The following is a 26,007-nucleotide window of genomic DNA, read 5'->3' on the forward strand; positions in this document are numbered from 1 at the left end:
GACTTAAGCCGCACAGCAGGTTTCGCCGGCAAGCGCTCTCGCCACCGCCTTGCGGATCTCCGGCAAGGCAAACGGTTTCTGCACGACATCGACGATCTTTGTGGCAAGGTCGTCCGCCCGCTCACGCTGCTCGGCATAGCCGGTCATCAGGAGGATCTTCATCTCTGGATGCCGCGCGGCAGCCTGATGGGCCAGCTCGATGCCGTCCATGACCGGCATGCGGATGTCGGACAGGAGGAGATCGAAGCTCTCTTCGGCGAGCCTTTCAAGACCTTCGGCGCCGTCGCCCGCTTCACAGGTCTCGTGGCCGTCGAGACGAAGGGCGCGGGCAACAAAGGTGCGCAGGGCGCTTTCGTCTTCGGTTATCAGGATCTTTGCCATGACGATCGCTTTCTTCCCTTTGTGTTTAACATTGGGAGCAAATCATCAGACTTTGCTTGCCGAGGAGTAAACGAGGGACCGGAAGCGGCGCAACGTGGTTAAGAAACTACCGCCGGCCGAGCCTCAGCTCTCGCCCAAGGCATCCCCGGTGACGACACCGACGAAGGGAAGTTCACGAAAGGCATAGGCAACGTCCATACCGTAGCCGACGACGAAATAGTCGGGGCACTCGAAGCCGACGTAATCCGCCTCCAGCTTCTCCTGCCGCTTGACGCTCTTGTCGAGCAGCACGGCGATGGTGACGTTGCGGGCGCCGCGCTCGTAAAGCAGTTCCTTGGCAAACTTCAGCGTGCGGCCGGACTCCAGGATGTCGTCGATCAGTAGAACGTCGCGATCCTTCACGTCGCTGTCGATATCTTTCACGATCCGCACGCCCTGCGATACAGTGCCGGCCCCGTAGCTGGACAGCGTGATGAATTCCACCTCGGGTGCCAGTCCGACATCGTGAAGAGCGCGCAGGAGATCGGCGGCGAAAATGAAGGAGCCCTTGAGGATGGCGATCACCAGAAGGTCCTTCGTCGGCCCGCTGGCGATGTCGGCGGCGATGGCGCGATTGCGCTCCGCGATGACCTCGGCGGTGTAGAGGGGCTCGATGATCTTGCCGCGAACGACGGGCATGGGGCTCTCCTGGCAGTTCCGGAGGCCGCCGATAGCACAATCAGGAGCGGGAAGCATCCTCGACAGCGAAGGAAAGCTTCAATTCAGGCATATTTCCCCCAGGATGCGGAACCCTCGCAGAAAAGCCATGGCTTTGATTACCTCGGATGTGCACCACCGGTGGCTCGATCATCGCACTCGACAGCAGCATTCCTTCGCGAACAAGTTCCGCTCTGATGGAAGGAAGCGGCACCCCTCCTTGGCCGCGGTTCTCCACGATCCCGTTGATCAGGAGCACCTGCATCCCGTTCGCATCCTGCGGCGTCACCGTGACATGAGTGATATCAAGCGGTGAGGCGCTCTGGACGGGGCCATCTTGACCGAGGAACATCGAAAAGCCCCCAGCCAAACCGAACACAAGCAGGAACAGCAATGCGACAACGGCCGAAAACATGTCTGCCGATAACCCCGAAAGGGCGCGCTCTGTCCGCTGCAGAAGAAGCGCCACAGAGGATGGCCTCGACTTCGCCGCAGTCCCCGACCAACTGCCGCCCCGTCCGGCGCGAGCGCCGAAAGACTGAACAGGCGATCCTCCCCGAGGTATGGTCACGAACTCTGCGTCGGTCACGCACCCGCTGGCTTGGCGGACACGCCGCACATGCTTGGCGGCAGGTTCGGGTGGCATGATGTCGACGGCGGCCTTCGGTCTCCCCTTTTGTCGGCAGGAGCTGCGCTTTACGCCGAATGATTGCCCCTTCAGTGCTTCAAAGGAATCTCGGCATTGAATCGAATCCTACCCAGTCGTAAATTCCAATGGTTAATGCTTCGAGAACGTGCCTCGAAAACGACCTATTCCAGTGGCGATTGAACTAAGCCGTTCGGCCGGGAATGCCGATGGCATGAACATCAGGACTCGGATTTCCATTGATTCACTTCGAGAATGTTGGCCTCCGCTACGGGATGGGTCCGGAGATCCTCCGGGACATGACCTTCGATATCCCGAAGCGGTCTTTCCAGTTCCTGACGGGACCTTCTGGAGCGGGCAAGACGACGCTACTGCGGCTATTGTTCATGTCGCTCAAGCCGACGCGCGGCCTGATACGCATGTTCGGTCGCGATCTTTCGCAGATCCCGCGCGGGGAATTGCCCATGCTTCGCCGCCGCGTTGGCATCGTCTTCCAGGATTTCCGGCTGCTCGACCACCTCACGACCTACGAGAACGTTGCGCTGCCGCTGAGGGTGCGCGGGAAGGACGAGGGCAGCTATCGAAACGATGTCATCGAGTTGCTGAAATGGGTAGGACTTGGAGAGCGCATCAACGTCCTGCCGGCCGTGCTGTCGGGTGGTGAGAAGCAGCGCGCGGCGATTGCCCGCGCCTTGATGGATAGGCCAGAGATCCTGCTCGCAGACGAACCTACAGGCAATGTGGACCCGCCGATGGCGCAGCGGCTTCTCAACCTGTTTCTGGAATTGAACCGGCTGGGTACTGCGGTGGTGATCGCCACCCATGACCTTGGGCTGATGGATCAGGTCAACGCGCGGCGAATGATTCTCACCGATGGGCGGCTTGATATCTATGAATGAGATAACCCGCCTTAAGAAATCCGATGCAACGCCCCCCAGGCGCACCCCCATGCACGTGCGCCCGACCGGTCCGATCCTGCCGCCATCAAACATCCAAGGCAATGCACTGATGGTGGTGATCGCCATCATGGCCTTTCTCGCCTGCCTCACCCTTGGCGCCGTAAGCATGGTCCGGGCAACGGCGACTGGCTGGCAGAGCCAGATTTCCCGCGAGATCACAATTCAGATCAAGCCATCTGACGATCTGGACATGGAGGAAAGTCTGCTCAGAGCGAAGAACCTCGCCCTAAGCTTCGTCGGGACGAAGGAGGGCATGATCCTCGACGACAGCGCCACGGCACGTCTGCTTGAGCCATGGCTGGGCCGCGGGCTTGATCTGGACGAATTGCCCGTGCCTCGCCTCGTCGTTGTCACAATCGATGAACAAAACCCGCCTGACTTCGAAGCGATGCGTGACCTGCTGTCCAAGGAGATCCCTCAGGCCCTCCTCGACGATCACCGCACGTGGGTGGACCGGCTGGTATCTATGGCAAGCACGACGGTCTGGATCGGCGGAGGCGTTCTTGTGCTTGTCTTTACCGCTATGGTGCTGACAGTGATCTTTGCGACGCGGGGCGTGATCTCAGGCAACCGTCACATCGTGGAGGTGCTACACTTCGTTGGCGCTGAAGGTGGCTTCGTCGCCAAAGAATTTCAGAAGCACTTTCTGAAGATAAGCCTGAAAGGGTCAGCGGCGGGCGGCACGATTGCCGCAGTCCTCTTTCTCATTCTGGGAGCCTGGCAGGCAAACGCCCGCGCGACGCCGGAAAGCGATCAGGCCACAGCACTTTTCGGCACCTTCTCTCTCGGCGTCGCCGGCTACCTTGGCATATTGGCCACGATGGTCGTCATCGCACTCCTGACGACATTGACGGCGCGCCTTACCGTGATGCGGACGATCGACGAGATCGACCTCATCCGTTCAGACCCAGGAAGATCCGATGGCCTTCCGGCATCTTGAACGCAAACAGCCTCCTACAAGACGAAGGTCTGTTATCTGCCATGAACTCCGTCTATGCACTGATTCATGAGCAGGATTCGTCCAGACGAGGATCTACATAACGTTAGCCCGCAGAAGGGGCTTGCGCGCCAGCTTCTGTCTCGCCGAAGCCGACTGCGTCGGACGGCGCGCAGGGTGTTGATGGCCGCGTTCTTGATGATCGCCGCAATCTTTGGCGGCTTTCTCTGGTTTGCCGATTCCGTTGCTTCGCTTCAGCCGCCCGAGAACGTCAAAGCAGACGCCATCGTGGTGCTGACGGGAGGATATCAGCGGATTGACCAGGCACTGGGACTCCTTCGGGATGGTGCAGGCAAGCGACTGCTGATCTCGGGAGCGCATCCCTCGACGAGCGCGACCCAGATCCGCAAGATGACACAGACGCCGTCGGAGCTTTTCTCCTGCTGTGTGGATGTCGGGTATGATGCACTCGATACTATCGGCAATGCGAACGAGATCTCGCGATGGATCCATGACAACGGCTTTCGGACCGTTCTCGTCGTGACGAACAACTACCATATGCCGCGCAGCCTTCATGAATTGCGGCAAGCAGATCCTTTCACGGACTACATACCCTATCCGGTGGTCAATTCGGACCTGACGCGAAGAGCGTGGTTCGTTGAGCCAGACGTCCTGCGAACCATGGTTTACGAGTATGTGAAGGTGGTAGCCGCCAACGCACGCGACTTCTTTGGGGTCGGGCGGGCCAGCGGCTTGCGGACCGGCGGAAACAACCAGGGGGACGGCGTGGAGACCAGACCCTAGCACCGGAACCGTTTCGACCGATGGCGAGCCCTTCTTTCGTCCTTGCCCGATCTCGTGTAGGCAGCCGTGGTTCACGAGGAAACTGCTTTATGCTGATGGTTCGCTCCGTCCTGTTCAACTTAGCCTTCTATGCAAACTTGATCATCCAGATGGTCGTCCTGACGCCGGTCTATTTTCTTCTGCCGCGCAAGAAGGCTTACCGTATCCCCAAGAACTGGGCGCGCTCCAATCATTGGCTGATGGAGAAGATCGTCGGCACGACGTTCGAGATCGAGGGATTGGAGAACATCCCAGACGGCGGCTGCATCTTTGCCCCAAAACACCAGTCATTCTGGGACACGTTCGCGCTGCTGCCCTGGCAGAAAGATCCGGTCTACATCCTCAAGCGCGAGCTCACCTGGATACCGCTGTTCGGCTGGTATGTGATGAAGCAGCGGATGATCCCGGTCAACCGTGGCGCGCGTGGCAAGGTGATGGTCGCTGTGATGGAGCGAACCAAGCAGGAGATGGACAACGGCCGCCAATTGATCATCTATCCGGAGGGTACCCGCCGCTCGCCGGGGGCAGAGCCAGCTTACCGCTACGGGATTGCTCGCATCTACCGAGATATCCAGGTTCCCGTGGTGCCGATTGCCATGCATCCGGGCCTCTTTTGGCCCCGCCGCCGCTCGGTCCGTTTCCCGGGCCACTTCAAGGTGCGCATCTTGCCGCCGATCATGCCGGGTCTTGATCCGGATACATTCTTCCAAGAGCTGACGGCAAGGCTGGAGAAGGCAAGTGACGATCTGCTGGTGGAGACGGTCGCGGCAAACCCGCATCTGCGCCTTCCGCCTACGGCCGTAAACAGGCTTGCCCAACTTAGAGCCGAGACTGCCTAACGCTCGGCAACCAGGCGCTCGACACTTTCCAACCAATGATCCCGGATGCCCATCTGACGCAGGTGGGCCACCGTGTTGATCACATAGGCAGGGTTGGGGCCAGATTTGCCTATCGCCTCCCGAACTATGGCCGCCGCCTCGGCGACATCCAGAGCCCCGGCATATTGCACATGAGCACGATCCACCACATAGCCCACTGCCGCTATCTGGCGCCGGTCTGACAGCGAGACCGGGAGAACCCTTTCCTTGTAGACATGCGTTACCAGTTCCCGGGCACGAAGGTACTCGAGCACACCTGCCCATCCCTCGCTGTCAACGCGGAAGGCGACTCCGCGGCAGGATCCGCCCCTGTCGAGCCCAAGCACCAGCCCCGGGCGTTGCGGCGTTCCGCGATGGACCTGAGACCGCACGCACAGAGACCGGCGGTAGCCAAACACATGGGCCTCGACCTTTTCCAGATAGGGGAAGCCGGGGTTCCACATTAGCGACCCGTAGCCAAACACCCAAAATTCGTCCATATCCCGCGCCATGCGTTCCCGTCGGCGTGCCTCGCGCTGCATCAAGGGACCTTTGGGAGATCATCATGGCAGCGTCAAGCCGAAGCAACGTCAGCCGCAAGATTTGGTTTGTCGCCGCAGCCATCGTCGTCGCGATTGCGGTCTACACAGGTGGCTGGTTCTACGCTGCGTCGCTCCTCAAGGAAAAGACTCTGGCGCTGCTCGGCAGCCAGGAAACAAATGGTATCTCAGTCCGATGCGCCGACGCGAACTATCGCGGCTACCCCTTCCGCATCGGCCTTTTCTGCTCCAGCCTGGCCCTTGATGACCGCAACAACGGAATCTCTGCCACAGCCGGCGCTTTGCGCTCTGCGGCACAGGTCTACGATCCGAGCCGGATTGTCTGGGAGGTGGATGGACCGGCGCAAGTACGCACCAGCCACGGTTTGACGGTTTCGAGCGACTGGGAGAGCCTTCAATCCAGCCTGCTTGCAAAGGGCCGGGGCGTGGAGCGTTCGTCCACTATCATCAACCAAGGATTGACCCGCATCGTCTCGACGTCAGCGAATCGGTCGCTGAATCTCGGGGCAGAGCGAAGCGAGATGCACCTGCGCCAAAATGGCGCTGATCTGGATGCCGCATTTCGGCTTGAGAATGCACGGATAACGGGCTCGGAAGCGCTGGAACTGCTGCCGGCAATGACAACGCTCGCCGACGTCACGCTGGTCGGTCGCAGTGGCCTCATCGACGGCACTGACCCGAGCGGCATTGCCCTTTACGGATCCGAAGGCGAGATTCGCGTACTGTCGGCTGACCTTGGGGAAGGCCGCACGATCCGGATCAGCGGGCCCTTCTCCATCGACGATGACGGATACCTGTCGGGCCGGCTGAAGCTCAAGGTCGACCAAATCGATGCCTGGCGAGAAAGCCTTGCTGAAGCCTTCCCGGAAATTGCTCCGGTGCTGCAAACGGTGGCAAGCATGCTCTCGGCCCTCAACGGTGGCGGCCAGAGCGCGTCCCTTGATCTCTCCGTCAATCGCGGAAAGGTCTTTGCAGGCGGCTTCATCCCGATTGGCGAAATCCCACCGATTTGAACTATCTCTTGTCCAGCGCGTGGCGCCCGAAATCAGGCACATCCACGTCCTGCCCAGCCTCGATGATCGAACGTCGGACGGCGCGGGTTCGGGTAAAAAGCTCGAACAGCTTTTCACCCTCGCCCCAGCGGATTGCCCGCTGGAGGTAGGCCAGATCCTCCGAAAAACGGGCCAGCATTTCGAGAATCGCGTCTTTGTTATGAAGGCAGACGTCCCGCCACATGGTGGGATCGGACGCCGCGAGACGTGTGAAATCGCGGAAGCCGGAAGCGGAATACTTGATCACTTCGGATTCCGTGACCGCCTCAAGGTCATCCGCGGTTCCCACGATGTTGTAGGCGATGATGTGCGGCAAGTGCGACACGATCGCGAGCACCTTGTCGTGATGCTGCGGGTCCATCTCATCGATGCGAGAGCCAAGCGCAGCCCAGAAGGACTTCAACGTGTCAAGCGCCCTTTCATCCGTACCAGGCAGCGGTGTGAAAATACACCAGCGCCCCTGGAAGAGTCCGATGAAGCCAGCGTCAGGCCCGGATTTTTCGGTGCCCGCAAGCGGGTGGCCGGGAATGAAGTGCACACTCTCCGGCATATGGGGAGCCATCTGCGCAATCACGGATGCCTTGGTCGAGCCGACATCGGTGACGATGGCACCAGGCTTTAGTGATGGCGCGATCTGCTTGGCGACCTCTTCCGAAGCGCCCACCGGAACAGACACCACGACGAGGTCTGCATCCCGGACTGCCTCTGCGGCAGAGGCGACGTACGACGTCCCAAGTTCAAGCTCTTGCGCCCGTCCAAGCGTCTCGGCGCTGCGACTGGAAACCACGATCTCCCGCGCAAGCCCCAGCGCCTTCACATCACGCGCGATGGACGAGCCGATGAGGCCGATGCCGATCAGCGCGATCCGGTCAAACATGACCCCCGTCATGCGGGCCGTCCCATGAACTCGCCAAGCGCTTCTATCACACCGCGATTTGCCTCTTCCGTACCAACGGTCATCCGCAGCGCATTGGGGAAGCCATAGCCTTTAACGGCGCGCAGGATGTAGCCGCGGCTGGTCAGGAAGGCATCCGCATCTTCGGCCCGCTTGCCGTCGACTTCGGGGAAGTGGATCAGCAGGAAGTTGGCAACGGATGGTGTTACCCGCAGGCCAAGCGTCTCAAGCGCATGGGTCAGCTTGTCGAGCCACAGGTTATTGTGCTCCACTGCCTTCTCAATGAAACCTTGGTCACGAACGGCGGCAGCGCCCGCCGCGATGGCCGGTGCATTCAGGTTGAACGGACCGCGCACACGGTTCAGGGCATCGACGACGGCTGCGGGTGCGTACATCCATCCGATGCGCAGAGCTGCAAGCCCGTAGGCCTTGGAGAACGTGCGCGTCATCACGACGTTGCGGTTCGCCGACACCAGTTCCAGCCCGGCTTCGTAGTCGTTGCGGCGCACGTATTCCGCATAGGCGGCATCCAGAACCAGCACGACATGTCTCGGCAGTGCGGCCTGCAGGCGGCGGATCTCGGAGACCGGAACATAGGTGCCGGTTGGGTTGGCCGGATTGGCGAGGAAGACGATCTTCGTCTTCTCCGTCACCGCGGCAAGGATGGCGTCGACGTCAACCGTCGCATCCTTCTCCTTCACGACCACCGGCGTCGCACCCGCGCCCATGATCTGGATCTTGTAGACGAGGAAGCCGTGCTCGGTGATGATCCCTTCGTCGCCAGGCCCCAGATAAACGTGGCAAAGGAGGCCCAGTAGTTCATCGGAGCCATTGCCGCAGAGGATGTTCGCAGGGTTCAGGCCATGGACTGCAGCGATGGCGTTGCGCAGTTCATTCGCTTGGCCGTCGGGATAAAGTTCGAGGTGCTCAGCCGCATGTTTGAACGCCTCGATCGCCTTCGGGCTCGGGCCGAGGGGCGTCTCGTTGGACGAAAGTTTGAAAACCCGCGCCACGCCCGGAGCATGTTCCTTGCCTGGCACATAGGCCGCGATGTCCAAGATACCTGGACGAGGAACAGGCTCGTTGACAACGAAACTCATGGATCGACCTTCTGGAAGGATATTGGAGACGGTGAATATTTTAGTGGCAATAAAGCCCATTCCCAGTTTTGTCGAGGGTCAGGCCTTGTGTGAAGGCAGCCGACTGGCAGTCCAGGTTGTCCGGACGCCCTGTGGGGCAAGCACCGGGACAAAGACCCGCCGCGAAGCGCGAGCAGCCACCGGCAGACCCTGATACAGACGCTTCTGCGCCTCCACGATGATGACGCCGGAGAAAACCGGCCAGAACCGACGCCCAATCCGCTCGAGGACGTTCCGGAACCTCAAGACGGTCCGGATTCGTGATGGAGGGAAGAAGAGGGCTTCGGCACTTGCGGCGGGCGTGAAATTCGTCTCTCGGAGCAGCGACGTAAGCTGCCCTCGTGAGTAGGGTCGCCCTGAGCCAAAAGGGGTGTGCTCCATCCGCGCCCAAACACCTCGACGGTTTGGCACGACGATGACCAGCCGCCCCCCTGGAGCGAGTACCCGCCAAAGTTCCTTTAGTGTCTCACGCGGATTTTCTGCAAACTCCAGAGAATGCACCATGAGCACCCGGTCCACGGATGAATCGGGAAGCGGAAGCTCCTCTTCGAAGACGAGAGCCGTGGTTGAGCGTTCTCCGACTGGCCAATTGACCGCACCCTGCCCCGCCGGCATGAAGGCAAACGTTCTTTCCGTCTCGGCGCGAAATCGGTCGAGATAAGGCACCGAGTATCCGAGCCCGACCAACCGCTCCTCCGGCAGATGCGCCCAAAGCGAGGCGAGCGCCATCGTGATTGACCGTTCTGCTAGGCGGCCGAGAGGCGAGTGGTAGAATTCTCTTAGATCGACGATATCCGTGTGCATGACAGAGTGCTAGCAGAGAGCGGTTGGACATCAAAGAAGGGACCTCTACATTGGTGCCAGAGAAGCACTGGCAATGGGGTTCCGCAATGAAGTCGCTGGAAATTGAAATCTTCCAATGCCGTAGCGACAACTACGGCGTCCTGATCCACGATCCCCGGACTGGTCTGACAGCCTCTGTCGATGCGCCAGAAGAAGAGGCCGTTGCCGATGCGGCTGCCCGCCGGGGGTGGAGGCTGAGCCATATCCTGACCACACATCATCATACCGATCATGTTGAAGGGAATCTTGGGCTGAAAGAGCAGTTCCACCTGGAGATCATCGGGCCGATCAACGAAGCCGTTGCGATCCCCGGGCTTGATAAATCGGTCATGGACGGAGACGAGTTCACCTTCGGCGATCACGCCGTCCGTGTCATCGAGACGCCTGGCCACACGGCAGGTCACATCTGCTACCACTTCCCCGACGACAAGCTGCTCTTCGCCGCAGACACTCTCTTTGCGCTCGGCTGCGGCCGGCTCTTCGAAAGACCGGCCGCCGACATGTGGCACTCGCTGCAAAAGCTTGCCGCTCTCCCCGACGAAACAGCTGTTTATTTCGGTCACGAGTACACGCTCTCCAACGCCCGCTTCGCCATCACCATCGACCCCGACAATGGGCGACTACAGAACAGAGTGCGTGAGATCGAGGCAGCCAGGGCGGCTGGAAGATTCACGATCCCGACGACGATCGGCCTGGAAAAGGAGACGAATCCTTTCCTGCGGGTGACCGACCCGGCCATTCGCAGAAACCTGCTGATGGAAAGCAGGACAAACGAGGAAGTCTTTGCCGAAATGCGCAGGCGCAAGGACAGCTTCTAAGATGGATCCGGAAGCGATCATCCGCACGTTGGGGATGCAAAGGCATCCGGAGGGCGGCTGGTATGCCGAGACCTTCCGCGATACCGACGGCGGCGCACGCGGCCATTCCACCGCAATCTATTACCTGCTGCAGGCCGGCGAACGATCGAGCTGGCATCGCGTTCACGACGCCGCGGAAGCGTGGCACTTCTATGCAGGTGATCCACTTCGGCTGAAGATTTCCACCGATGGAACGACCAGCGAGACCATCTTGCTGGGAACTGACATCGAGCGCGGCGAGCGCCCTCAGGCAATTGTGCCCGCAAACGCCTGGCAGACGGCGGAGCCGACCGGCCGCTTTACCCTGGTTGGCTGCACGGTGGCACCAGGTTTCGATTTTGCAGCGTTCGAGATGGCACCGGCCGGTTGGGAGCCGGGAAGCAGCTGAACGTTACCTACTCCGCCGGCGCTGACTCCGTAGCGGCACGGCCGCGCACCATGTCTCGCGCGGCCAATAGGGCGCCACCGGTAATCAGCAGACAAGCCAGCGCAATGCGCCAGTCCGGCTCCGCAAAGCCGCTGGCGACGAGGATCAGGGTGGACAGCAACGGCGCTGCATAGCTCGCCGCGCCTATGATTTGGATGTCGCCGTTCTTGACGCCATAGTCCCAGGCGTAGAAGGCGGCCCCCACCGGAAGCAGCCCGAGCCCCACGATCGCCAGCCATTCAATCGCGCCCATCGGCCATACGGTCGTCTCAAGGCCGAGGTGGCAGAGCAGCGACAGCAGCGAGGTGGCCAGGCAGAAGCCGGTGACGACATCGGTAGACACGCGGTCCAACCGGCGGGTGAGGAGCGAATAGCCGGACCAGGTGAACGCGCAGAGGAAGGCTGCGCCATATCCGAGCGCGTACCGGTCGTCGAAGGCGACGCCGTTTCGCGAGACGATTGCGACCGTTCCGGCCAAGCCCGCCAATGCGCCCGCCACATGGTACCAGCGCAGCCGCTCACCCGGCAGAAGCGCGGAGCCCACGACGATGAACAGAGGCCATAGATAGGCGATCAGCCCTGCCTCCACGGCCGGCGCATTGCGTAGCGCCGTAAAGTAGAGGAAGTGGTAGCCGAAGAGACCAAAGACGCCGGTGAGCCACACCTTGGCTGGCTGCCTGAGCAAAGACATCCGCTCCGGCCGGGCTGCGAGCAGGATGATGCCAGGCAGGCTGCCGATGGCGAAGGTGATGGCCGAAAGCTGGAAGGGCGGCATGTTTCCCGAAGCTGCAGTCATCAGCGCCAGCAACGACCACATGAGGATGGCAGTAAAGCCGATCAGCGTACCGCGTACCTTGCTCACCTTGCCCCCAGTGGCTCGTTTCCCCGTCAGCCGCCGTACTTGGCCGCCTTGACATACACGTCCCCCATCCGCGTTGGGATGCGGGCGTAAACCGGAGCGTATACATTCACCGATTGAGCCTTGGCAAACCAGATCTCCATCGGCGTCTTCTTCAGATACTCGATATCGCTCCGTCCGCGGCGGAAGCCGGATTTCGGCACGTAACGGATTTCGCAGACGATTGCTTCGCCCTTGAAACCTTCCGTGGAGAAGGGCTTACTTCCCTTTGGCGACAGGACGAGGTCCATGCGGGATTCGCCGTCATAGATCGGCAGACGGCTCGGGCATACCTTGGCATCGCCAGGAAAGATAAGACCGCTCAGCGGATCAAGGACCGAGCGAAGATCGGAGTCGGAGACCGGCACCCAATTGTCTGGTCGCTTCTTCGGCTCAGGGCTCATCACCGTCTTCGTTACATTGCCGTTGCGATAGACCACGTCGTAGGTGCGGGTGCGCTTTCCCGTCTTGTAGACGAGGTTGTATTGCTCCGCCTGCAGCCGATCTCCCTGTTTGCGCCCGCTGACACTGGTCTTTGCGGAAATCTTGCTGATCAGTTCCGCCAGCCCCCAAGAGCGGAAGCTGCCGGAGATTTCGTAATTGTTGCCGCCGAACTCGCTTGCAAATGAGGCCTTCGCAATCGGCAGGATGCCGAGTGAGATGTCATACTCGCTGACATGTCGCGTCCCGGCCGTATCGGCAGGACCGGCAAGCAGAAGTACTGCAAATGCAGTTGCAATGAACGATCGGCGGCGTGCGACCATGGATGCGCCCCAATTCTCCGGCAAGACGTCATGTCCCCGTCGCGCACTATATAGCGGCCACTATGGCAACAAATAGCCGGAGTGACTCCGATAACGCGGAATCTCCGCGCACCGGCCATGTTTGGCTTGACGTGACGGGACACACTGACTATAGAACCGCAACTTTCCAATCAGACCAGTTGGATCGGCGCGTCGGACATTGTCCGGGAGTATCATCCGATTGCAGAAGAACAACAAAGGTGTACCCATGTCTCGTATGTGCGAACTGACCGGCAAGGGCGTTCAGACCGGCAACAACGTCAGCCACGCAAACAACAAGACGCGCCGCCGGTTCCTGCCGAACCTGTGCCACGTCACGCTGATCTCCGACGCACTCGGGCAGCGTTACCGTCTGCGCGTTTCCGCTCACGCCCTGCGCTCCGTCGAGCATCGCGGTGGCCTCGACGCCTTCCTTCTGAAGGCTGACGAAAAGGAACTGTCGATGCGTGCGCGCCTGCTGCGTCGCCAGATCGCCAAGAAGACGGCTGAAGCTGCGGCTGCCGCTTAAGCTTCGAACATCTACATTCGTTCCGGGGAGGGCTTGACGGGAAACCGGCCAAGCCCTTTCTCTTGAACTTCGTCGAACTCCAACTGGTGGCATCACCCAGGATAAAAAAATGCGATACCTTCGCTATACCTCCATTTATGCACTCCTGATGGCGGCCATTGTCGTCGCGTCGAACTTCTTCGTCCAGTTCCCGCTCTCAGGCACCCTCTTCGGGATCAACTTGGGCGACCTGCTGACCTGGGGTGCCTTCACCTATCCCGTCGCCTTCCTAGTGACGGACCTCACCAACCGACAGTTCGGACCTTCGATCGCCAGACGGGTCGTCTTGGCGGGTTTCGTCGTCGGCGTTGGGCTATCGTTTTGGACGGCGATGCCGCGCATTGCCGTCGCCTCGGGAACGGCGTTTCTGTTCGGCCAACTCCTCGACATCTCGGTATTCAACCGCCTGCGCCGCCAGACCTGGTGGCACGCTCCACTTGCAGGCTCGCTGGTCGGCTCGGCCATCGATACGGCATTGTTCTTCTCGCTCGCATTCGCGCCGGCATTCTCCGTGCTCGGGCCGAACGAGCCGTTCGCCATAGAATGGGCACCGATCCTGGGCGTCCTGTCTACAGAGGCTCCGCGCTGGACCTCCTGGGCGCTTGGGGACCTGGGCGTTAAGATCCTCGTTGGCATCGTGATGCTGCTGCCCTACGGCGCGCTGATGAGCGTGCTGAAGCCTATGCCTCCGGTCACGAAGGCGGCAGGCTGACTGCCGCTTCTTTCGGCTGACGAGCTACTCAGTCAGCCGGAACTCCAGCATGAGGTTGCGCTGCAGGAACGACCTGTTGTCATCGGAGACGATGATAACATGTGTCTCGCCGTTCGGCCCTTCGATCACGTCAAGACCTTCCATATTGTCGATCTCCGCGCCCATGCCGGCTTCCATCAGGATTTCTCCGTCCACTAGAGCGCCAGGACGGATTGTATCGCCAACGATGCGCCTAATCCGCATGCCCACACCACCGGTGAAGCTGAATCGGCGTTCCAGCAGCAGGAGGTCTCCATCAGGCAGGAAAGCGCCATCGGTGACCGCCCACGGCTCGTCCTTCGCAACCTTGAAGATCCCCTTCAGGGGACCATCCAAGACAGCGGCAAACAAATGCCCATCGCTATCTATGCTTTTCTCCGCTACCGCAATGATGTTCCCCCCGAGCGGCGTTCCCGCCGGAGAAACCGCCAGCGTCTCAATCCCACCGTTGGATCGCAGTTCCTGCCTCGGAATGACCATGTTTACCGCCTGCGGTGACGCGGTCAAAAACCCTGGGTCGGGATAAACGGCAACTCTGTGCTGCCTTTCATAGCTGACGATCAACTGCCCTGGCCGGACCGCCAGGCCTTCGGCATCCATCTCGGCTTTCGCTGCTGGACTGCCGCTTTCGTCGAGCATCGGCACGATGGATAGATCGCTAAGTCCGGCAAGGCGCCCCTTGCTATTCCGTAGGATGGCGCCCGTCATCCAGTCGCCCGTGTCGAGGACCGCAATGAATTCTCGGCCGCTCTGGCGAAAGCGAATCGCTGACACACCACCGAGGCGGCTGTCGGACGCTGAGTACTCAATCCCTCCGAGGAACTCCAGTCGGCCGAAAGAAGTGCGCGGCGGACCCGGCTCAAAAATTTCGATGAGGTCGGCTTTGACCGGCACGAGGGGTGTCGATGGGGCTACCGGCTGGGCGCCGAGAATCACGAACAAGGCGGACGTCACCAACAGCGGAAAGATCGTTGAACCTGACTTCAATTTTTCCGCCGCGCTTTGCCCGTCCTCTCCTCGAAAAGTGCAGCAAGCTGCTCGGTCATGGCACCCGCCAATTCATCGGCATCGACGATCGTCACTGCCTTGCGATAGTAGCGAGTGACATCGTGCCCAATACCAATCGCGAGCAATTCGACTGGTGAGCGCATCTCGATCTGTTCAATCACCGCACGCAGGTGCCGCTCCAGGTAGTTGCCGGGGTTGACCGAAAGGGTTGAGTCGTCGACCGGGGCGCCGTCAGAAATCATCATCAGGATCTTACGCTGCTCAGGTCGAGCGATCAGCCGGTTGTGCGCCCACATCAATGCTTCGCCGTCGATGTTCTCCTTGAGCAAGCCTTCCCGCATCATCAGGCCGAGATTGCGGCGCGAGCGGCGCCAGGGCGCATCGGCCGATTTGTATACGATATGGCGCAGATCGTTGAGACGCCCCGGATTGGCAGGCTTCCCCCCCGCCAGCCATTGCTCGCGACTTTGTCCGCCCTTCCAGGCCTTGGTGGTAAAGCCGAGGATCTCGACCTTGACGCCGCACCGCTCCAGCGTCCGGGCAAGGATATCCGCGCAGGTGGCGGCAACCGTGATCGGTCGGCCGCGCATGGAGCCCGAATTGTCGAGCACAAGCGACACCACTGTATCGCGGAACTGCGTGTCCCGCTCCTTCTTGAACGAAAGCGGCTGCATCGGATCGATGATCAGTCGAACGAGCCGGGCAGGATCGAGATAGCCCTCTTCCAGGTCGAAGTCCCAGGAGCGGTTCTGCTGCGCCATCAGGCGGCGTTGCAGACGGTTAGCCAGACGTCCCACCGCGCCCTGCAGATGAGCAAGTTGCTTGTCGAGAAAGGCCCGGAGTCGGTCGAGCTCCGCTTCGTCGCATAGCTCCTCCGCCAGCACTTCCTCGTCGAACTCCTGCGTAAAGATGTGGTAATCGACCTTGTCGTTGAAGTCGTCGAAGGGACTTTGCGGACGGCGCGTTTCGCCGGGAGTCTCGGAATGATCCTCCGCTTCGTCCGACATCTCGTCGTCGGACATCTCGGCGCCTTCCATCTCCCCTTCGTCCAGCTCGTCGTCCGCGGCCTCGCTTTGTTCGGCCGGCGCGGCGTCAGAACCTGCCTCTTCTTCGATCTCTTCGTTCTCGGTCTCGTTGCTGCGCGGCTGATCCTCGTCGTTGGGATTATCCATCTCCTCCGGCTCGGACTCGTCGTCGCCCAGATCTTCCGCCATCTGCATGGAAGAAAGCATGTGCCGCACGAGTTTGGCGAAGGCCTGCTGGTCCTCGATCGCGCCCTTCAGGTTGTTGAGATCCGTCCCGGCCTTCTCCTCAATGAAGGGCCGCCAAAGATCCAGGACCTTGCCTGCGCTGGAAGGCGTCTTGGTGCCGGCAAGTTTCTCGCGCACCATCATTGCCATGGCTTCCGCAAGCGGCGCATCTTCCTGCCGCTCTATGCCGGAAAAGTTTGCTTTGGCATATTTCTCGGCGTTCATGGAGTCTAGGTTGGAGGCCACCCCACTCATACGCAACGCCCCAAGCGATTCCACGCGCGCCTGCTCGACGGCGTCGAAGACGCTACGGGCGTCCGCTCCTTGTGGCGAGAGAGTAGCGTGCACAGACGTGTCGTGGCAGGCAAGTCGCAACGCCATCGAGTCCCCAAGCCCACGCGTTACTGCGATCTCGTGAGCCGTCGGACGTTTGGAGATTTCCGGCAGGCGAACGCGATCGCCAGAAAGGCCGGGGCGGTCGTTGCTGAAACTGACCTCGATCTCGTTCTCGCCCGCAATCGAGCGCACGCAGCCCGTAATCGCCTGCCGCAACGGCTCCGTATCAACAGGGCCGCCCGCCTTGCCTTTCAAATTGTCTCCGCGTCCTGCCATCCGCTGTGCTGCCTCAGGCTCCGAGTACGATATTGGCCGCGCTCTCCTTCAGCTCGACACCGAATGCCCGCTGGTACTGTTCGGCCACCAGCGTACGCTCCAGTTCGTCGCACTTGTTGAGGAAGGTGATCCGGAAGGCAAAGGCGACGTCGCCGAAGATCTCCGCATTTTCCGCCCAGGTGATGACCGTACGCGGGCTCATCACCGTCGAAAGATCGCCGTTCATGAAGGCGGAGCGGGTCAAGTCAGCGACCCGCACCATCTTGGAAACCGTCTCGCGGCCCTCGGCCGTCTTGCCAAAACTCTTCACCTTGGCTGCGACGATGTCGACTTCCTTGTCGTGCGCCAAGTAGTTGAGCGTCGTCACGATCGACCAACGGTCCATCTGCGCCTGGTTGATCTGCTGGGTCCCATGATAGAGGCCGGTCGTATCGCCAAGACCCACCGTGTTGGCCGTTGCGAAGATGCGGAAGGCGGGATGCGGACGGATAACCCGGCTTTGATCGAGAAGCGTCAAGCGACCGGAGGCTTCTAGCACACGCTGGATGACAAACATAACGTCCGGTCGACCAGCATCATATTCGTCGAACACAAGCGCGACGTTATGCTGATACGCCCACGGCAGAATACCATCCTTGAATTCAGTAACCTGCTTCCCGTCCTTCAGCACAATGGCGTCCTTACCGACGAGATCGATACGGCTGACATGGCTATCGAGGTTGATGCGCACGCACGGCCAGTTTAGGCGCGCCGCAACCTGCTCGATATGGGTGGACTTGCCGGTACCGTGGTAGCCGGAGACCATGACACGGCGGTTATGGGCAAAGCCCGCCAGGATGGCGAGCGTCGTGTCGCGGTCGAACAGATAGTCGGCGTCGAGATCCGGGACGTAAGGGTCACCCTTGCTATAGGCTGGGACCTGAATATCGGTGTCGATGCCGAACACGTCCCGAACCGAAACCGTGGTGTCGGGAAGATTGGTAATATCAAGATCGATCTTGCTCATTATCTCTCCAAGGCACGAGCCACCGCCCGGCCGTCAGTCCTCTGCCAGTTGCAGTACGGCTTAGCAGAAACCCGCTTGCTTCAACAACTGGTATGCTTGGATCACCGCCCGAAAACGTTCTTCGGAGCCGCGGTCGCCGCCATTGGCATCCGGGTGATGCTTCTTCACCAATTCCTTATACCTGCTCTTGATCTCGGTCGCATTCGCATTGCCGGCAAGACCCATGGTGTCGAACGCCTTCGCTTCCAGCGTCTTGAGCTTGCGCGCCTGCGGCTGCATGCGGGATCCCGCCCCGCGTCCTTCGGCGACGAAGCCGAAGGGATCCTTGATCCTGTGACTGGAGGCGGCCGATCCCGACCGCAGCGTCGAGTGCAAGGGCGCGTGTTTCGCCGACTTGTTGACACCGACCGTCCAGGTCGGGCGATGGCCGGTGATGGCTTCCTTTTGGTAGCGGGCAATTTCCGTGTCGGAGAGACCGGAGAAGTAGTTGTAGCCCTTGTTGTACTCTTTGACGTGCTCGAAGCAGAACAGGAAGAACTGCCCCTCAGCATTGCGCCCCACCGGCGCGCGGTGCACGCCCGGACGATCGCACCCGTCCCACTGGCAGGTAGGGGCCTCAGCCACCGTCTCCTGCTGAGCTTTTCGGCGCGTCCGTATCCGGTCGAAATATTTGGAATCCAGTTTCATTTGACCTCATTATGGGGTGCAGGAGGGGGGCGAACAAGAATTGACAAACCCCTTTCTTGCTGGTTTCTGGGATGCCCTTCGACGTTCTCCAGAGGCCGATCATGTCCGTAAAATCCCGCATCGAAACGCTGCTGCAGAATGGTCTTGCTCCTGAGCGGCTGGAGGTGATCAACGAAAGCCACCACCATGCCGGCCACCAGCCGAGTTTCGATGGAACTGGCGAAACCCATATGCGGGTCCGCATCGTTGCGAAAAAATTTGAGGGGCTGAGCCGGCTGGAGCGGCACAGGGCGGTCAACGAACTGCTGAAGCCGGAACTGGACGCGGGTCTCCATGCTCTTGCCGTGGAAGCTGCAGCACCGGGCGAGCCGACGCGCTGGTAGGCGCTACTCAGCCGGCAGGTCGACCGAATCGGCCGGGCGGATACGCAGCCGCGTGATGCGGTTCTTCTCCCGCTTCATCACGATGAAGCGCTTTCCGTAGAAGGTAAAAGCCTGCCGCTCCTGCGGGATGAGCTTTGATTCGTGAATGACCAGCCCGGCGATGGTAGTCGCTTCCTCGTCCGGCAAATCCCAGTCGAGCGCGCGATTGAGGTCGCGGATCGGCACCGAGCCGTCGACGATGATCGAGCCGTCTGCCTCCTGGCGCACGCCCTGGATTTCAAGATCGTGCTCGTCGGCGATGTCGCCCACGATCTCTTCGAGGATGTCCTCCAGCGTCACGATACCTTGCACTTCGCCATACTCGTCAACGACCACCGCGAAATGCACCTTGCGCCGGAGGAAGGCGTTGAGCTGATCCTTGAGGGTCGTGCTGTCGGGAACGAACCACGGCTTCTGAGCAATTTTGACGATGTCAAGGTTTTCCGGCTCGACATTTGGCTCGGCGAGCGCCCGCAACAGATCCTTGGCATGGACGACGCCGATGATGTTCTCGGTCGAATTGCGCCAGACGGGCATGCGGGTGAACGGGCTTTCCAGTACCGTCCGAACGGCCACCTCAGGCGGATCGTCCGCATTGACGGCCCGCATCACCGTCCGATGCTTCATGATGTCGGAAACTTCAAGCTCCTCAAGATCCAACAGTCCGCCGACCCGATCACGATCCGCCTTTTTGAAGCCGCCCTCGCGGTGCAGATGGTCGAGTGCACTGCGCAGTTCCTCATGCGCGGAGAGCATAGAGGCCTCCTTCGAGAGGTTGACGCCGAAGATGGCAAGAATTCCGCGAACGATGGCGTTGACTGCACTGGACAGCGGACCAACGACGGCGACGAACATCCGCACGAACGGGGCGACGAACATCGCAAACCGGTCGGGCGCAGAAATGGCCCAGCTTTTCGGCAGCACCTCCGAAAAAACCACCAGCAGGGCGGTCATCAGCAGGGTCGCGAAAGCAACACCCGAATCCCCGAACACCGCCAGGAACAGGCTTGTCGTCAAAGCAGATGCGAGAATATTGACAAGATTGTTCCCGATCAGCAGAGCGCCGATGAGGCGGTCGCGGCGCTTGATCAGCATACCGACCGTGCCAGCCCTTGTATCCCCGTTGCTCTCCAGCGTGTGCATGCGCGCGGGCGAGGCCGCCGTCAGCGCAGTTTCCGATCCAGAAAAGAAACCCGATGCCACGATCAGCACGATGATCGACAACAAGGTGAGCCAGTATTCGGCGACGATAGAAAGGAAGGCTTCCACGATATCTCCTAGCGCATCTCTTCCAGGAAACGGAGCACCTCTGACGCCGGTACATCATCGGCGACGAAAGACTGGCCGATCCCGCGCGTAAGGATGAAGGTGAGCTTGCCGCTCTTCACCTTCTTGTCCTGCGCAATCGCATCCATCAACATCTGGGTCGGAGGCAGGGACCCTTCAATATCCGCAATTTTCGTAGGCAAACCTACAGCCGAAAGATGAGCGGCAACACGTTGCGCATCGTCGGGGCTCGCCAGGTTCAGGCGGGCCGAGAATCGGTGCGCGAGCACCATGCCGATCGCCACGCCCTCCCCGTGCACAAGCCTGCTGCTGTCGAAATCCGTCGCTGCTTCCAACGCATGGCCGAAGGTATGCCCAAGGTTCAGAAGTGCCCGCCGCCCTGTCTCCCGCTCATCTTCCACCACGACGTCGGCCTTGGCCTGACAGCTGATCGCAATGGCTTCGATCCGCTCCGGCCCGCCCTCCAAGACCTTCGTCCAGTTCTTCTCCAGCCAGTGGAAGAAGGTGGGCTTGTCAATGAGACCATACTTTACCACCTCGGCATAGCCGGCGCGGAATTCGCGGGGCGAAAGACTGTCGAGAGCCGCGGTATCGGCCAACACAAGATCCGGTTGGTGAAAGACACCGAGCAGGTTCTTGCCATGCCGGGTATTGATGCCGGTCTTGCCTCCGACCGAGGAATCCACCTGCGCCAGCAAGGTTGTCGGAATCTGAATGAAGCGGACCCCGCGGCGCACGATGCCGGCAGCGAAGCCCGCTAGGTCACCAATGACGCCGCCCCCCAAAGCGATTACCGCATCACCGCGTTCAATCCGGGCCGCAAGCATCATGTCCGTCACGGCCGCAAGGCCATCCATGCTTTTCGTCTTCTCGCCCGCCGGAAGCGTCAGCGAGACAGCCTCGATCCCGTCGGTCTGGAGGCTGTCCATCAACTGCGCAAGATAGAGAGGCTCCACATGTTCGTCGGTGACGATGGCAGCACGTCGCCCCTTAAGCCGTGCGGTGATCTCACCTCCGGCCCTGGCAATCATGCCTGGACCGATCAGGATGTCGTAGGCACGCTCTCCCAGAGGAACATGGACCAGCCGTTCATCGGCTCTGGACGCGGTGCCATTCATTCTCCGTCACCTTTCTTCTCCGCACTTGCCAAGGCGGAAAGGACATTTGTCACCATGGCTTCCTTACGCACATGGCCCGATTGCACCGTGAGATCCGCTAATGCGTAGATCGGGTACCGCTGCTTCATCAGGGTCTCGAGCGTCGCCTTCGGGTTCTCGGTCTTCAGAAGCGGCCGGTGATCCCGTTTGTTTACCCGCTCCCAGAGCACGTCGAGGTCAGCGGCCAGCCAGACGGAAACGCCACGACTGCGGATGACCTGACGGGTGTTCTCGTTGATAAAAGCTCCGCCGCCGGTGGAGACCACGCGCGGGCCACCCTCCATAAGTCGGGCGATCACGCGGGTTTCAAGCGATCGGAATTCAGCCTCCCCATAGGCTGCGAAGAGTTCCGCGATCGTCATGCGCGACACACGCTCGATCTCGGCATCGGTATCGATGAAGGGCAGGGACAGCGCCTGGGCCACCATCCGCCCTATCACGGACTTGCCCGCTCCCATCAGCCCGACGAAGACGAGATTTCGCTTGCCCAGCGCTGCGCGAGCCTTCTGAGCCAGAGACAGTCCCATCGCGGGTGCTGAAAGGTCGTTCATCGTTCACAATCCATTTGCCGAAGGGTATCGACAAATGGGTCCCGACCGTCAAGCCATGCACGCGTCCAAAGTCGGACTGAAACTTGCATGCTGCGCAGCCTTTTCGCATATACTGCCGGTCGTCTTCAGCAGGATTCGCGAAGGAATTCCGTTCAATGCCCACTCTGTTTCGCTTCCTGTTCATTCTGGCTGTGATCGCTGGGATCATCTATGGGAGCATGCTGGCGCTGGTCTTCCTCGTCGAGCCTCGCGAACGCGACGTCACCGTTCGAATTCCGTCCGAACGGCTCAATCCCGCCCCGCAGGAGTGACAGGGCGTGGGAACGCTGACGCGCGCTCATATCGAAGCTTTCCTGGAGATGATAAGTGCCGAGCGCGGTGCCGCCGCCAATACCTTAGTGTCTTATCAGCGCGACCTCGATCATCTCCACGAATTCCTTGCCGGTCGAAAGAGGTCCCCTTTAGAGGCGGACGCCGCCGACCTGCGCGCCTATCTTTCCGAGCTTGCTCAAAGCGGCTTCGCGGCGAGCTCTCAGGCGAGACGGCTGTCGGCGATGCGGCAGTTCTACAAGTTTCTTTACGCAGAAGGGCTGCGCGGTGACGACCCGAGCGCCATCCTTGACAGCCCAACGAAGGCACGGGCGCTTCCCAAGATCATGAGCGAGGCGGACGTGACCCGCCTGTTGGACTTGGCCGCAGCAGAGGCCAATGACCCGTCGCCGGGCCAGCTCACACGCCTGCGCATGCTGGCGCTGCTCGAACTGCTCTATGCGACCGGCATGCGCGTCAGCGAACTCGTTTCACTGCCCGCACGGGTGCTTGGCCAGGAGGGGCGCTTCCTGATCATTCGCGGCAAGGGCAACAAGGAAAGGCTCGTGCCGCTGTCTCGCTCGGCAATCGAGGCGCTGCGACGCTATGGAGAGGCGCGCAAGGCTGCTGGCAAGGACGACACCGACAGTAACTGGCTCTTCCCCTCCAGCGGAAAGGAGGGATATCTGCCGAGACAGGTGTTCGCGCGAGACCTTAAGGCCCTCGCCGCCCGCGCCGGCCTTCCCACGGCAGCCATATCGCCGCACGTGATGCGCCACGCCTTCGCCAGCCACCTTCTCGAGAACGGCGCTGACCTTCGCGTCGTGCAGGAACTGCTGGGTCATTCGGACATTTCCACTACACAGATCTATACCCACGTACTCGAAGAGAGGCTCCAACAACTGGTGCAAACGCACCACCCCCTTGCAAAACTGGCGAAAAACCGGGAATAGAGGGCCCGCCGGCGCGGCCAGAACCATCGGAACACGGATCCAATGCAGACTTATCTCGACTTCGAAAAGCCAATCTCAGACCTCGAGGCAAAGATCCACGAGCTAAAGAAGATCGCCGCCGAAGACGAGAGCATCGATACCTCCGACGAGGTTACTCGCCTCGAAGTCCGAGTTCGCGAGGCCATGGAAGAGATCTACGCCAAGCTGAATGCCTGGCAGAAGACGCAGGTCGCGCGACATCCGCAGCGGCCTCACTTCGTCGACTACGCGGGCCAGTTGTTCACCGATTTCACGCCGCTTGCCGGTGATCGCAGCTTCGGCGAGGACGCCGCCATTCAGGCAGGGCTTGCCCGCTTTCGCGGCCAGCCGGTCGCCGTTATCGGCCAGGAAAAGGGCCACGACACCAAAAGCCGCCTCAAGCACAACTTCGGCAGCCCGCGCCCCGAAGGCTATCGCAAGGCGATCCGTGTCATGGAGATGGCTGATCGGTTCGGCCTGCCGGTGATCTCCCTCATCGACACCGCAGGCGCTTATCCGGGCGTAGGCGCCGAGGAACGTGGTCAGGCTGAGGCGATTGCGCGCTCCACGGAGATGTGCCTGGCGCTCACGGTGCCGATGGTCTCCGTCGTGATCGGTGAAGGTGGGTCGGGCGGCGCCATCGCCATAGCAACCGGCAACCGCGTCTATATGCTGGAGCATTCCATCTACTCGGTGATCTCTCCGGAAGGAGCAGCTTCGATCCTCTGGCGCGATTCCACGCGGGCCCGCGAAGCCGCGACCAACATGCGTATCACTGCAGCGGACCTCAGGGAGTTGGGCGTCATCGACGACATCATCGCGGAGCCCACCGGAGGGGCCCATCGCGATCCGCAGGCGGTGATCCACGCCACGGGGGACGTCATTAGCACCGCTCTTGAGGAGCTCGGCCGAATGTCAGGTGAAGAGGTTCGAAATGCCCGTCGGCAGAAGTTCCTGCAGATCGGCCGCAACCTCTAATATCGCTCGCCGCCTCTAAATCGCCTGATTTTCACGGATGGTTGCGGGAAGCCGTAGGCAGGCGAGGGGTTTTGCTGGACAGGCTGACGCAAGCGGTTAAGAAGATGTAAAGATTACCGCTTCATTATCATGCCTCTGTACTGATTCCTTGCCATAAGCAATTGTGTGGTGTTCATGCCGATACGCCTGAAAAACATTGCCCTCGCCCTGATGCTCGCGACCGCACTGGCAGGCTGTAATGACACGCTGGATTCCGTCGACCTTTCACACGTGAAGAACAAGGTCGAACAGCCCCTGCCCTCGCGCATCCTTGCGGAGATGCAGAAGAAGAACATGCCTCGGAATTCGCCGATCATGATGCGGATCTTTAAGGAAGAGGGTGTCCTCGAGGTCTGGAAAGCGAAGGCTGACAACCGCTTCGACGTCATCGCTAGCTATTCGATATGCGCGTGGTCCGGCAAGCTGGGACCAAAGGTGAAAGAAGGCGACCGGCAGGCACCGGAAGGCTTCTACAACCTTACGCCCGCTCATCTGAACCCGAACTCCAAGTATTATCTCGCCATCAATACCGGCTATCCAAACCGCTTCGACCAGGCCCATGGCCGCACCGGATCGAACCTCATGATCCACGGCGCATGCTCGTCCTCCGGCTGCTATTCGATGACCGACGAGCAGGTGCTGGAGATCTACGCCTTTGCCCGTGACGCCTTCAAGGGTGGCCAGACCGCCGTCCAGCTGCAGGCCTTTCCCTTCCGGATGACTGCTGAGAACATGGCGCGCCACCGCGACAGCGAGCACATCAACTTCTGGAAGAACCTGAAAGTGGGCTACGACAACTTCGAGGTCACCAAACGCCCCCCTGAGGTCGCGATCTGCGAAAAGAAATATGTTTTCAATCAGGAGATCAACGGGCAGATTTCCAGTCCCGCCGCTGCTTGCCCGCCGATGTCGACGCCGTCCACGCTTAACGTTGCGCTGGGGTCTTATGAGAAGAGCTACGAGTTAGCCTACCAGAAGGCTTTGAAGAAGCTGGACGGGATGGTGTGGTACGAGCCGACGGAAGCGGAGCGCAAGGCCGTGGTCGCAGAGAAGCGCAAGGGCCGCGATATCGCCTACGCGCCGACCGGCACTTCGCTTGAGGCCGGGAAGCTGTTGAAGCGCGAGCAGTTCGAAGCACTGATGGCTAAACGCACCGCACCACAAAGCACCCCCGCCACAACGGTGCTCGCCTCGACCTCGTCTCGACCCCAGACTGCGGCAGAACGCATGAAGCAGAGCCGTCTGTCACAAGCGGACGCACAACAGCAAGCGCAGCCTGCTACCGAAACCGCGGATGCTTCCTCGACGACCGTGCCGATCCCCGCACCCAATCCTCTCGCCTATGCGGCTCCGCCAGTAAGCGCACCCGAAAAAAAACCGTTCTGGAAGTTCTGGGGCGCCGATTGATGCCGGATATCGCGCAGCTATATGACCTGCGAGGGCTGAAATGTCCCCTGCCGGTCCTGAAGACGCGCAAGCGCATGAATACAATGAGCCGGGGCGAGGAACTCCTGATCGAAACCAGTGATCCGCTGGCGGGTATCGACATTGCGCATTTCTGCCACGAAGACGGTCATCAGCTGATGGAAAGCGAGAAGACCGAGAGCGGCCATCGGTTCAGGATCCGCAAGGGCTGACC

The 26,007-nt window shown here is 60.5% G+C and carries 31 protein-coding genes; 15 read left to right on the forward strand and 16 right to left on the reverse strand.

The features are described from left to right. Nucleotides 1–3: 3 nt before the first annotated feature. The 3 genes from LXM96_RS07880 to LXM96_RS07890 form a co-directional block, all read right to left on the reverse strand. A complete protein-coding gene (locus LXM96_RS07880; RefSeq protein ID WP_239997854.1) occupies nt 4–381 on the reverse strand; it encodes a response regulator in 378 nt (125 codons plus the stop codon). A gap of 123 nt (nt 382–504) precedes the next feature. After that, on the reverse strand, nt 505–1,059 hold the full coding sequence (hpt, locus tag LXM96_RS07885; RefSeq protein WP_239997855.1) for a hypoxanthine phosphoribosyltransferase: 555 nt from the start codon (nt 1,057–1,059) through the stop codon (nt 505–507). A gap of 40 nt (nt 1,060–1,099) precedes the next feature. Beyond that, the gene (locus LXM96_RS07890) at nt 1,100–1,492 is read right to left on the reverse strand and encodes a hypothetical protein (RefSeq protein ID WP_239997856.1); all 393 of its coding nucleotides are present in this window, start codon (nt 1,490–1,492) and stop codon (nt 1,100–1,102) included. A 470-nt stretch (nt 1,493–1,962) separates the two neighbouring features. Between LXM96_RS07890 and ftsE the strand changes: the two genes are divergently transcribed. The 4 genes from ftsE to LXM96_RS07910 all read left to right on the forward strand — a co-directional run bounded on the left by ftsE (nt 1,963) and on the right by LXM96_RS07910 (nt 5,301). After that, on the forward strand, nt 1,963–2,622 hold the full coding sequence (gene ftsE / locus LXM96_RS07895) for a cell division ATP-binding protein FtsE (RefSeq protein WP_239997857.1): 660 nt from the start codon (nt 1,963–1,965) through the stop codon (nt 2,620–2,622). Next, complete coding sequence (locus tag LXM96_RS07900; RefSeq protein WP_394801914.1) at nt 2,615–3,622, forward strand: cell division protein FtsX; 1,008 nt, start codon at nt 2,615–2,617, stop codon at nt 3,620–3,622. The genes ftsE and LXM96_RS07900 overlap by 8 nt, the downstream gene beginning before the upstream one ends. Before the next feature lie 66 nt (nt 3,623–3,688). Next, a complete protein-coding gene (locus tag LXM96_RS07905; protein ID WP_239997859.1) occupies nt 3,689–4,423 on the forward strand; it encodes a YdcF family protein in 735 nt (244 codons plus the stop codon). Nucleotides 4,424–4,512: 89 nt separating this feature from the next. Next, on the forward strand, nt 4,513–5,301 hold the full coding sequence (locus tag LXM96_RS07910) for a lysophospholipid acyltransferase family protein (protein WP_239997860.1): 789 nt from the start codon (nt 4,513–4,515) through the stop codon (nt 5,299–5,301). Here the strand turns inward: LXM96_RS07910 and LXM96_RS07915 are convergent. Further along, the gene (locus LXM96_RS07915; protein ID WP_394801915.1) at nt 5,298–5,819 is read right to left on the reverse strand and encodes a gamma-glutamylcyclotransferase; all 522 of its coding nucleotides are present in this window, start codon (nt 5,817–5,819) and stop codon (nt 5,298–5,300) included. The two genes, LXM96_RS07910 and LXM96_RS07915, sit on opposite strands and share 4 nt — an antisense overlap. Nucleotides 5,820–5,884: 65 nt before the next feature. Between LXM96_RS07915 and LXM96_RS07920 the strand changes: the two genes are divergently transcribed. Further along, entirely contained in the window at nt 5,885–6,892 is a 1,008-nt protein-coding gene (locus tag LXM96_RS07920; RefSeq protein ID WP_239997862.1) for a DUF2125 domain-containing protein, read from the forward strand. Between the two features lies 1 nt (nt 6,893). Here LXM96_RS07920 and LXM96_RS07925 read toward each other — a convergent pair whose 3' ends face one another. The 3 genes from LXM96_RS07925 to LXM96_RS07935 all read right to left on the reverse strand — a co-directional run bounded on the left by LXM96_RS07925 (nt 6,894) and on the right by LXM96_RS07935 (nt 9,769). Continuing rightward, the gene (locus LXM96_RS07925; RefSeq protein ID WP_239997863.1) at nt 6,894–7,820 is read right to left on the reverse strand and encodes a prephenate/arogenate dehydrogenase family protein; all 927 of its coding nucleotides are present in this window, start codon (nt 7,818–7,820) and stop codon (nt 6,894–6,896) included. Then, nucleotides 7,817–8,926: a histidinol-phosphate transaminase gene (gene hisC, locus LXM96_RS07930; RefSeq protein ID WP_239997864.1), complete on the reverse strand. Its 1,110-nt coding sequence runs from the start codon at nt 8,924–8,926 to the stop codon at nt 7,817–7,819. Before hisC ends, LXM96_RS07925 begins: the two co-directional genes overlap by 4 nt. Before the next feature lie 78 nt (nt 8,927–9,004). Beyond that, entirely contained in the window at nt 9,005–9,769 is a 765-nt protein-coding gene (locus tag LXM96_RS07935) for a class I SAM-dependent methyltransferase (RefSeq protein ID WP_239997865.1), read from the reverse strand. 86 nt (nt 9,770–9,855) lie between these two features. On the opposite strand from LXM96_RS07935, the gene gloB reads away from it, so the two are divergent. Next, entirely contained in the window at nt 9,856–10,626 is a 771-nt protein-coding gene (gloB, locus tag LXM96_RS07940) for a hydroxyacylglutathione hydrolase (RefSeq protein WP_239997866.1), read from the forward strand. 1 nt (nt 10,627) lies between these two features. Then, on the forward strand, nt 10,628–11,053 hold the full coding sequence (locus LXM96_RS07945) for a cupin domain-containing protein (protein WP_239997867.1): 426 nt from the start codon (nt 10,628–10,630) through the stop codon (nt 11,051–11,053). A 7-nt stretch (nt 11,054–11,060) separates the two neighbouring features. Here LXM96_RS07945 and yddG read toward each other — a convergent pair whose 3' ends face one another. Both yddG and LXM96_RS07955 read right to left on the reverse strand, forming a co-directional pair. Then, complete coding sequence (gene yddG / locus LXM96_RS07950; protein WP_317208203.1) at nt 11,061–11,954, reverse strand: aromatic amino acid exporter YddG; 894 nt, start codon at nt 11,952–11,954, stop codon at nt 11,061–11,063. A 26-nt stretch (nt 11,955–11,980) separates the two neighbouring features. After that, nucleotides 11,981–12,754, reverse strand: a complete 774-nt coding sequence (locus LXM96_RS07955) for a DUF3108 domain-containing protein (protein ID WP_239997868.1) — start codon at nt 12,752–12,754, stop codon at nt 11,981–11,983. Nucleotides 12,755–13,001: 247 nt separating this feature from the next. On the opposite strand from LXM96_RS07955, the gene rpmB reads away from it, so the two are divergent. Together rpmB and LXM96_RS07965 are read left to right on the forward strand one after the other, a co-directional pair. Further along, a complete protein-coding gene (rpmB, locus tag LXM96_RS07960; RefSeq protein ID WP_239997869.1) occupies nt 13,002–13,301 on the forward strand; it encodes a 50S ribosomal protein L28 in 300 nt (99 codons plus the stop codon). Between the two features lie 109 nt (nt 13,302–13,410). Further along, nucleotides 13,411–14,052, forward strand: a complete 642-nt coding sequence (locus LXM96_RS07965; RefSeq protein ID WP_239997870.1) for a queuosine precursor transporter — start codon at nt 13,411–13,413, stop codon at nt 14,050–14,052. A 24-nt stretch (nt 14,053–14,076) separates the two neighbouring features. Here LXM96_RS07965 and LXM96_RS07970 read toward each other — a convergent pair whose 3' ends face one another. Genes LXM96_RS07970 through LXM96_RS07985 form a run of 4 tightly spaced genes read right to left on the reverse strand, consistent with a single transcriptional unit; the run spans nt 14,077 to nt 18,654 of the window. Beyond that, a complete protein-coding gene (locus LXM96_RS07970; protein WP_394801922.1) occupies nt 14,077–15,060 on the reverse strand; it encodes an esterase-like activity of phytase family protein in 984 nt (327 codons plus the stop codon). Between the two features lie 14 nt (nt 15,061–15,074). Continuing rightward, complete coding sequence (cobT, locus tag LXM96_RS07975; protein WP_239997872.1) at nt 15,075–16,961, reverse strand: cobaltochelatase subunit CobT; 1,887 nt, start codon at nt 16,959–16,961, stop codon at nt 15,075–15,077. Between the two features lie 13 nt (nt 16,962–16,974). Continuing rightward, nucleotides 16,975–17,967, reverse strand: coding sequence for a cobaltochelatase subunit CobS (gene cobS / locus LXM96_RS07980; RefSeq protein WP_239997873.1), 993 nt, complete (start codon nt 17,965–17,967; stop codon nt 16,975–16,977). Between the two features lie 60 nt (nt 17,968–18,027). After that, entirely contained in the window at nt 18,028–18,654 is a 627-nt protein-coding gene (locus LXM96_RS07985) for a J domain-containing protein (protein ID WP_239997874.1), read from the reverse strand. 101 nt (nt 18,655–18,755) lie between these two features. Here LXM96_RS07985 and LXM96_RS07990 point away from each other — a divergent pair, with 101 nt between their 5' ends. Further along, nucleotides 18,756–19,037 carry a BolA family protein gene (locus tag LXM96_RS07990; RefSeq protein ID WP_239997875.1) on the forward strand — a complete coding sequence of 94 codons (282 nt, stop codon included), beginning with the start codon at nt 18,756–18,758 and terminating at the stop codon, nt 19,035–19,037. A 3-nt stretch (nt 19,038–19,040) separates the two neighbouring features. On the opposite strand, the gene LXM96_RS07995 is transcribed toward LXM96_RS07990, so the two are convergent. From LXM96_RS07995 to LXM96_RS08005, 3 genes are read right to left on the reverse strand one after another with little or no spacing between them, the layout of a single operon-like run. Continuing rightward, nucleotides 19,041–20,345 (reverse strand): HlyC/CorC family transporter, encoded by a 1,305-nt coding sequence (locus tag LXM96_RS07995; RefSeq protein ID WP_394801916.1) that lies wholly within the window; start codon nt 20,343–20,345, stop codon nt 19,041–19,043. An 8-nt stretch (nt 20,346–20,353) separates the two neighbouring features. Then, the gene (gene aroB / locus LXM96_RS08000; RefSeq protein WP_239997876.1) at nt 20,354–21,481 is read right to left on the reverse strand and encodes a 3-dehydroquinate synthase; all 1,128 of its coding nucleotides are present in this window, start codon (nt 21,479–21,481) and stop codon (nt 20,354–20,356) included. After that, entirely contained in the window at nt 21,478–22,071 is a 594-nt protein-coding gene (locus tag LXM96_RS08005) for a shikimate kinase (RefSeq protein ID WP_239997877.1), read from the reverse strand. The genes aroB and LXM96_RS08005 overlap by 4 nt, the downstream gene beginning before the upstream one ends. Before the next feature lie 155 nt (nt 22,072–22,226). Here LXM96_RS08005 and LXM96_RS08010 point away from each other — a divergent pair, with 155 nt between their 5' ends. From LXM96_RS08010 to LXM96_RS08030, 5 genes are all read left to right on the forward strand, one after another. Continuing rightward, complete coding sequence (locus tag LXM96_RS08010) at nt 22,227–22,382, forward strand: hypothetical protein (protein WP_239997878.1); 156 nt, start codon at nt 22,227–22,229, stop codon at nt 22,380–22,382. Nucleotides 22,383–22,388: 6 nt separating this feature from the next. Continuing rightward, nucleotides 22,389–23,333 carry a site-specific tyrosine recombinase XerD gene (xerD, locus tag LXM96_RS08015; RefSeq protein WP_239997879.1) on the forward strand — a complete coding sequence of 315 codons (945 nt, stop codon included), beginning with the start codon at nt 22,389–22,391 and terminating at the stop codon, nt 23,331–23,333. A gap of 42 nt (nt 23,334–23,375) precedes the next feature. Then, complete coding sequence (locus tag LXM96_RS08020) at nt 23,376–24,329, forward strand: acetyl-CoA carboxylase carboxyltransferase subunit alpha (RefSeq protein WP_239997880.1); 954 nt, start codon at nt 23,376–23,378, stop codon at nt 24,327–24,329. A gap of 180 nt (nt 24,330–24,509) precedes the next feature. After that, nucleotides 24,510–25,775: a L,D-transpeptidase family protein gene (locus LXM96_RS08025; protein ID WP_239998215.1), complete on the forward strand. Its 1,266-nt coding sequence runs from the start codon at nt 24,510–24,512 to the stop codon at nt 25,773–25,775. Continuing rightward, on the forward strand, nt 25,775–26,005 hold the full coding sequence (locus LXM96_RS08030) for a sulfurtransferase TusA family protein (protein ID WP_239997881.1): 231 nt from the start codon (nt 25,775–25,777) through the stop codon (nt 26,003–26,005). Before LXM96_RS08025 ends, LXM96_RS08030 begins: the two co-directional genes overlap by 1 nt. Nucleotides 26,006–26,007: the final 2 nt, after the last annotated feature.

The sequence above is a fragment of the Rhizobium halophilum genome (assembly GCF_021648825.1).
Lineage (GTDB): Bacteria > Pseudomonadota > Alphaproteobacteria > Rhizobiales > Rhizobiaceae > Neorhizobium > Neorhizobium halophilum.

What these genes read in the sequence shown, in the direction of transcription:
- LXM96_RS07880 (WP_239997854.1), bottom strand. Translation starts at nt 381, where the DNA reads ATGGCAAAGATCCTGATAACCGAAGACGAAAGCGCCCTGCGCACCTTT.
- hpt (WP_239997855.1), bottom strand. Translation starts at nt 1,059, where the DNA reads ATGCCCGTCGTTCGCGGCAAGATCATCGAGCCCCTCTACACCGCCGAG.
- LXM96_RS07890 (WP_239997856.1), bottom strand. Translation starts at nt 1,492, where the DNA reads ATGTTTTCGGCCGTTGTCGCATTGCTGTTCCTGCTTGTGTTCGGTTTG.
- LXM96_RS07900 (WP_394801914.1), top strand. Translation starts at nt 2,615, where the DNA reads ATGAATGAGATAACCCGCCTTAAGAAATCCGATGCAACGCCCCCCAGG.
- LXM96_RS07905 (WP_239997859.1), top strand. Translation starts at nt 3,689, where the DNA reads ATGAGCAGGATTCGTCCAGACGAGGATCTACATAACGTTAGCCCGCAG.
- LXM96_RS07910 (WP_239997860.1), top strand. Translation starts at nt 4,513, where the DNA reads ATGCTGATGGTTCGCTCCGTCCTGTTCAACTTAGCCTTCTATGCAAAC.
- LXM96_RS07915 (WP_394801915.1), bottom strand. Translation starts at nt 5,819, where the DNA reads ATGGACGAATTTTGGGTGTTTGGCTACGGGTCGCTAATGTGGAACCCC.
- LXM96_RS07920 (WP_239997862.1), top strand. Translation starts at nt 5,885, where the DNA reads ATGGCAGCGTCAAGCCGAAGCAACGTCAGCCGCAAGATTTGGTTTGTC.
- LXM96_RS07925 (WP_239997863.1), bottom strand. Translation starts at nt 7,820, where the DNA reads ATGACGGGGGTCATGTTTGACCGGATCGCGCTGATCGGCATCGGCCTC.
- hisC (WP_239997864.1), bottom strand. Translation starts at nt 8,926, where the DNA reads ATGAGTTTCGTTGTCAACGAGCCTGTTCCTCGTCCAGGTATCTTGGAC.
- LXM96_RS07935 (WP_239997865.1), bottom strand. Translation starts at nt 9,769, where the DNA reads ATGCACACGGATATCGTCGATCTAAGAGAATTCTACCACTCGCCTCTC.
- gloB (WP_239997866.1), top strand. Translation starts at nt 9,856, where the DNA reads ATGAAGTCGCTGGAAATTGAAATCTTCCAATGCCGTAGCGACAACTAC.
- LXM96_RS07945 (WP_239997867.1), top strand. Translation starts at nt 10,628, where the DNA reads ATGGATCCGGAAGCGATCATCCGCACGTTGGGGATGCAAAGGCATCCG.
- LXM96_RS07955 (WP_239997868.1), bottom strand. Translation starts at nt 12,754, where the DNA reads ATGGTCGCACGCCGCCGATCGTTCATTGCAACTGCATTTGCAGTACTT.
- rpmB (WP_239997869.1), top strand. Translation starts at nt 13,002, where the DNA reads ATGTCTCGTATGTGCGAACTGACCGGCAAGGGCGTTCAGACCGGCAAC.
- LXM96_RS07965 (WP_239997870.1), top strand. Translation starts at nt 13,411, where the DNA reads ATGCGATACCTTCGCTATACCTCCATTTATGCACTCCTGATGGCGGCC.
- cobT (WP_239997872.1), bottom strand. Translation starts at nt 16,961, where the DNA reads ATGGCAGGACGCGGAGACAATTTGAAAGGCAAGGCGGGCGGCCCTGTT.
- cobS (WP_239997873.1), bottom strand. Translation starts at nt 17,967, where the DNA reads ATGAGCAAGATCGATCTTGATATTACCAATCTTCCCGACACCACGGTT.
- LXM96_RS07985 (WP_239997874.1), bottom strand. Translation starts at nt 18,654, where the DNA reads ATGAAACTGGATTCCAAATATTTCGACCGGATACGGACGCGCCGAAAA.
- LXM96_RS07990 (WP_239997875.1), top strand. Translation starts at nt 18,756, where the DNA reads ATGTCCGTAAAATCCCGCATCGAAACGCTGCTGCAGAATGGTCTTGCT.
- aroB (WP_239997876.1), bottom strand. Translation starts at nt 21,481, where the DNA reads ATGAATGGCACCGCGTCCAGAGCCGATGAACGGCTGGTCCATGTTCCT.
- LXM96_RS08005 (WP_239997877.1), bottom strand. Translation starts at nt 22,071, where the DNA reads ATGAACGACCTTTCAGCACCCGCGATGGGACTGTCTCTGGCTCAGAAG.
- LXM96_RS08010 (WP_239997878.1), top strand. Translation starts at nt 22,227, where the DNA reads ATGCCCACTCTGTTTCGCTTCCTGTTCATTCTGGCTGTGATCGCTGGG.
- LXM96_RS08020 (WP_239997880.1), top strand. Translation starts at nt 23,376, where the DNA reads ATGCAGACTTATCTCGACTTCGAAAAGCCAATCTCAGACCTCGAGGCA.
- LXM96_RS08030 (WP_239997881.1), top strand. Translation starts at nt 25,775, where the DNA reads ATGCCGGATATCGCGCAGCTATATGACCTGCGAGGGCTGAAATGTCCC.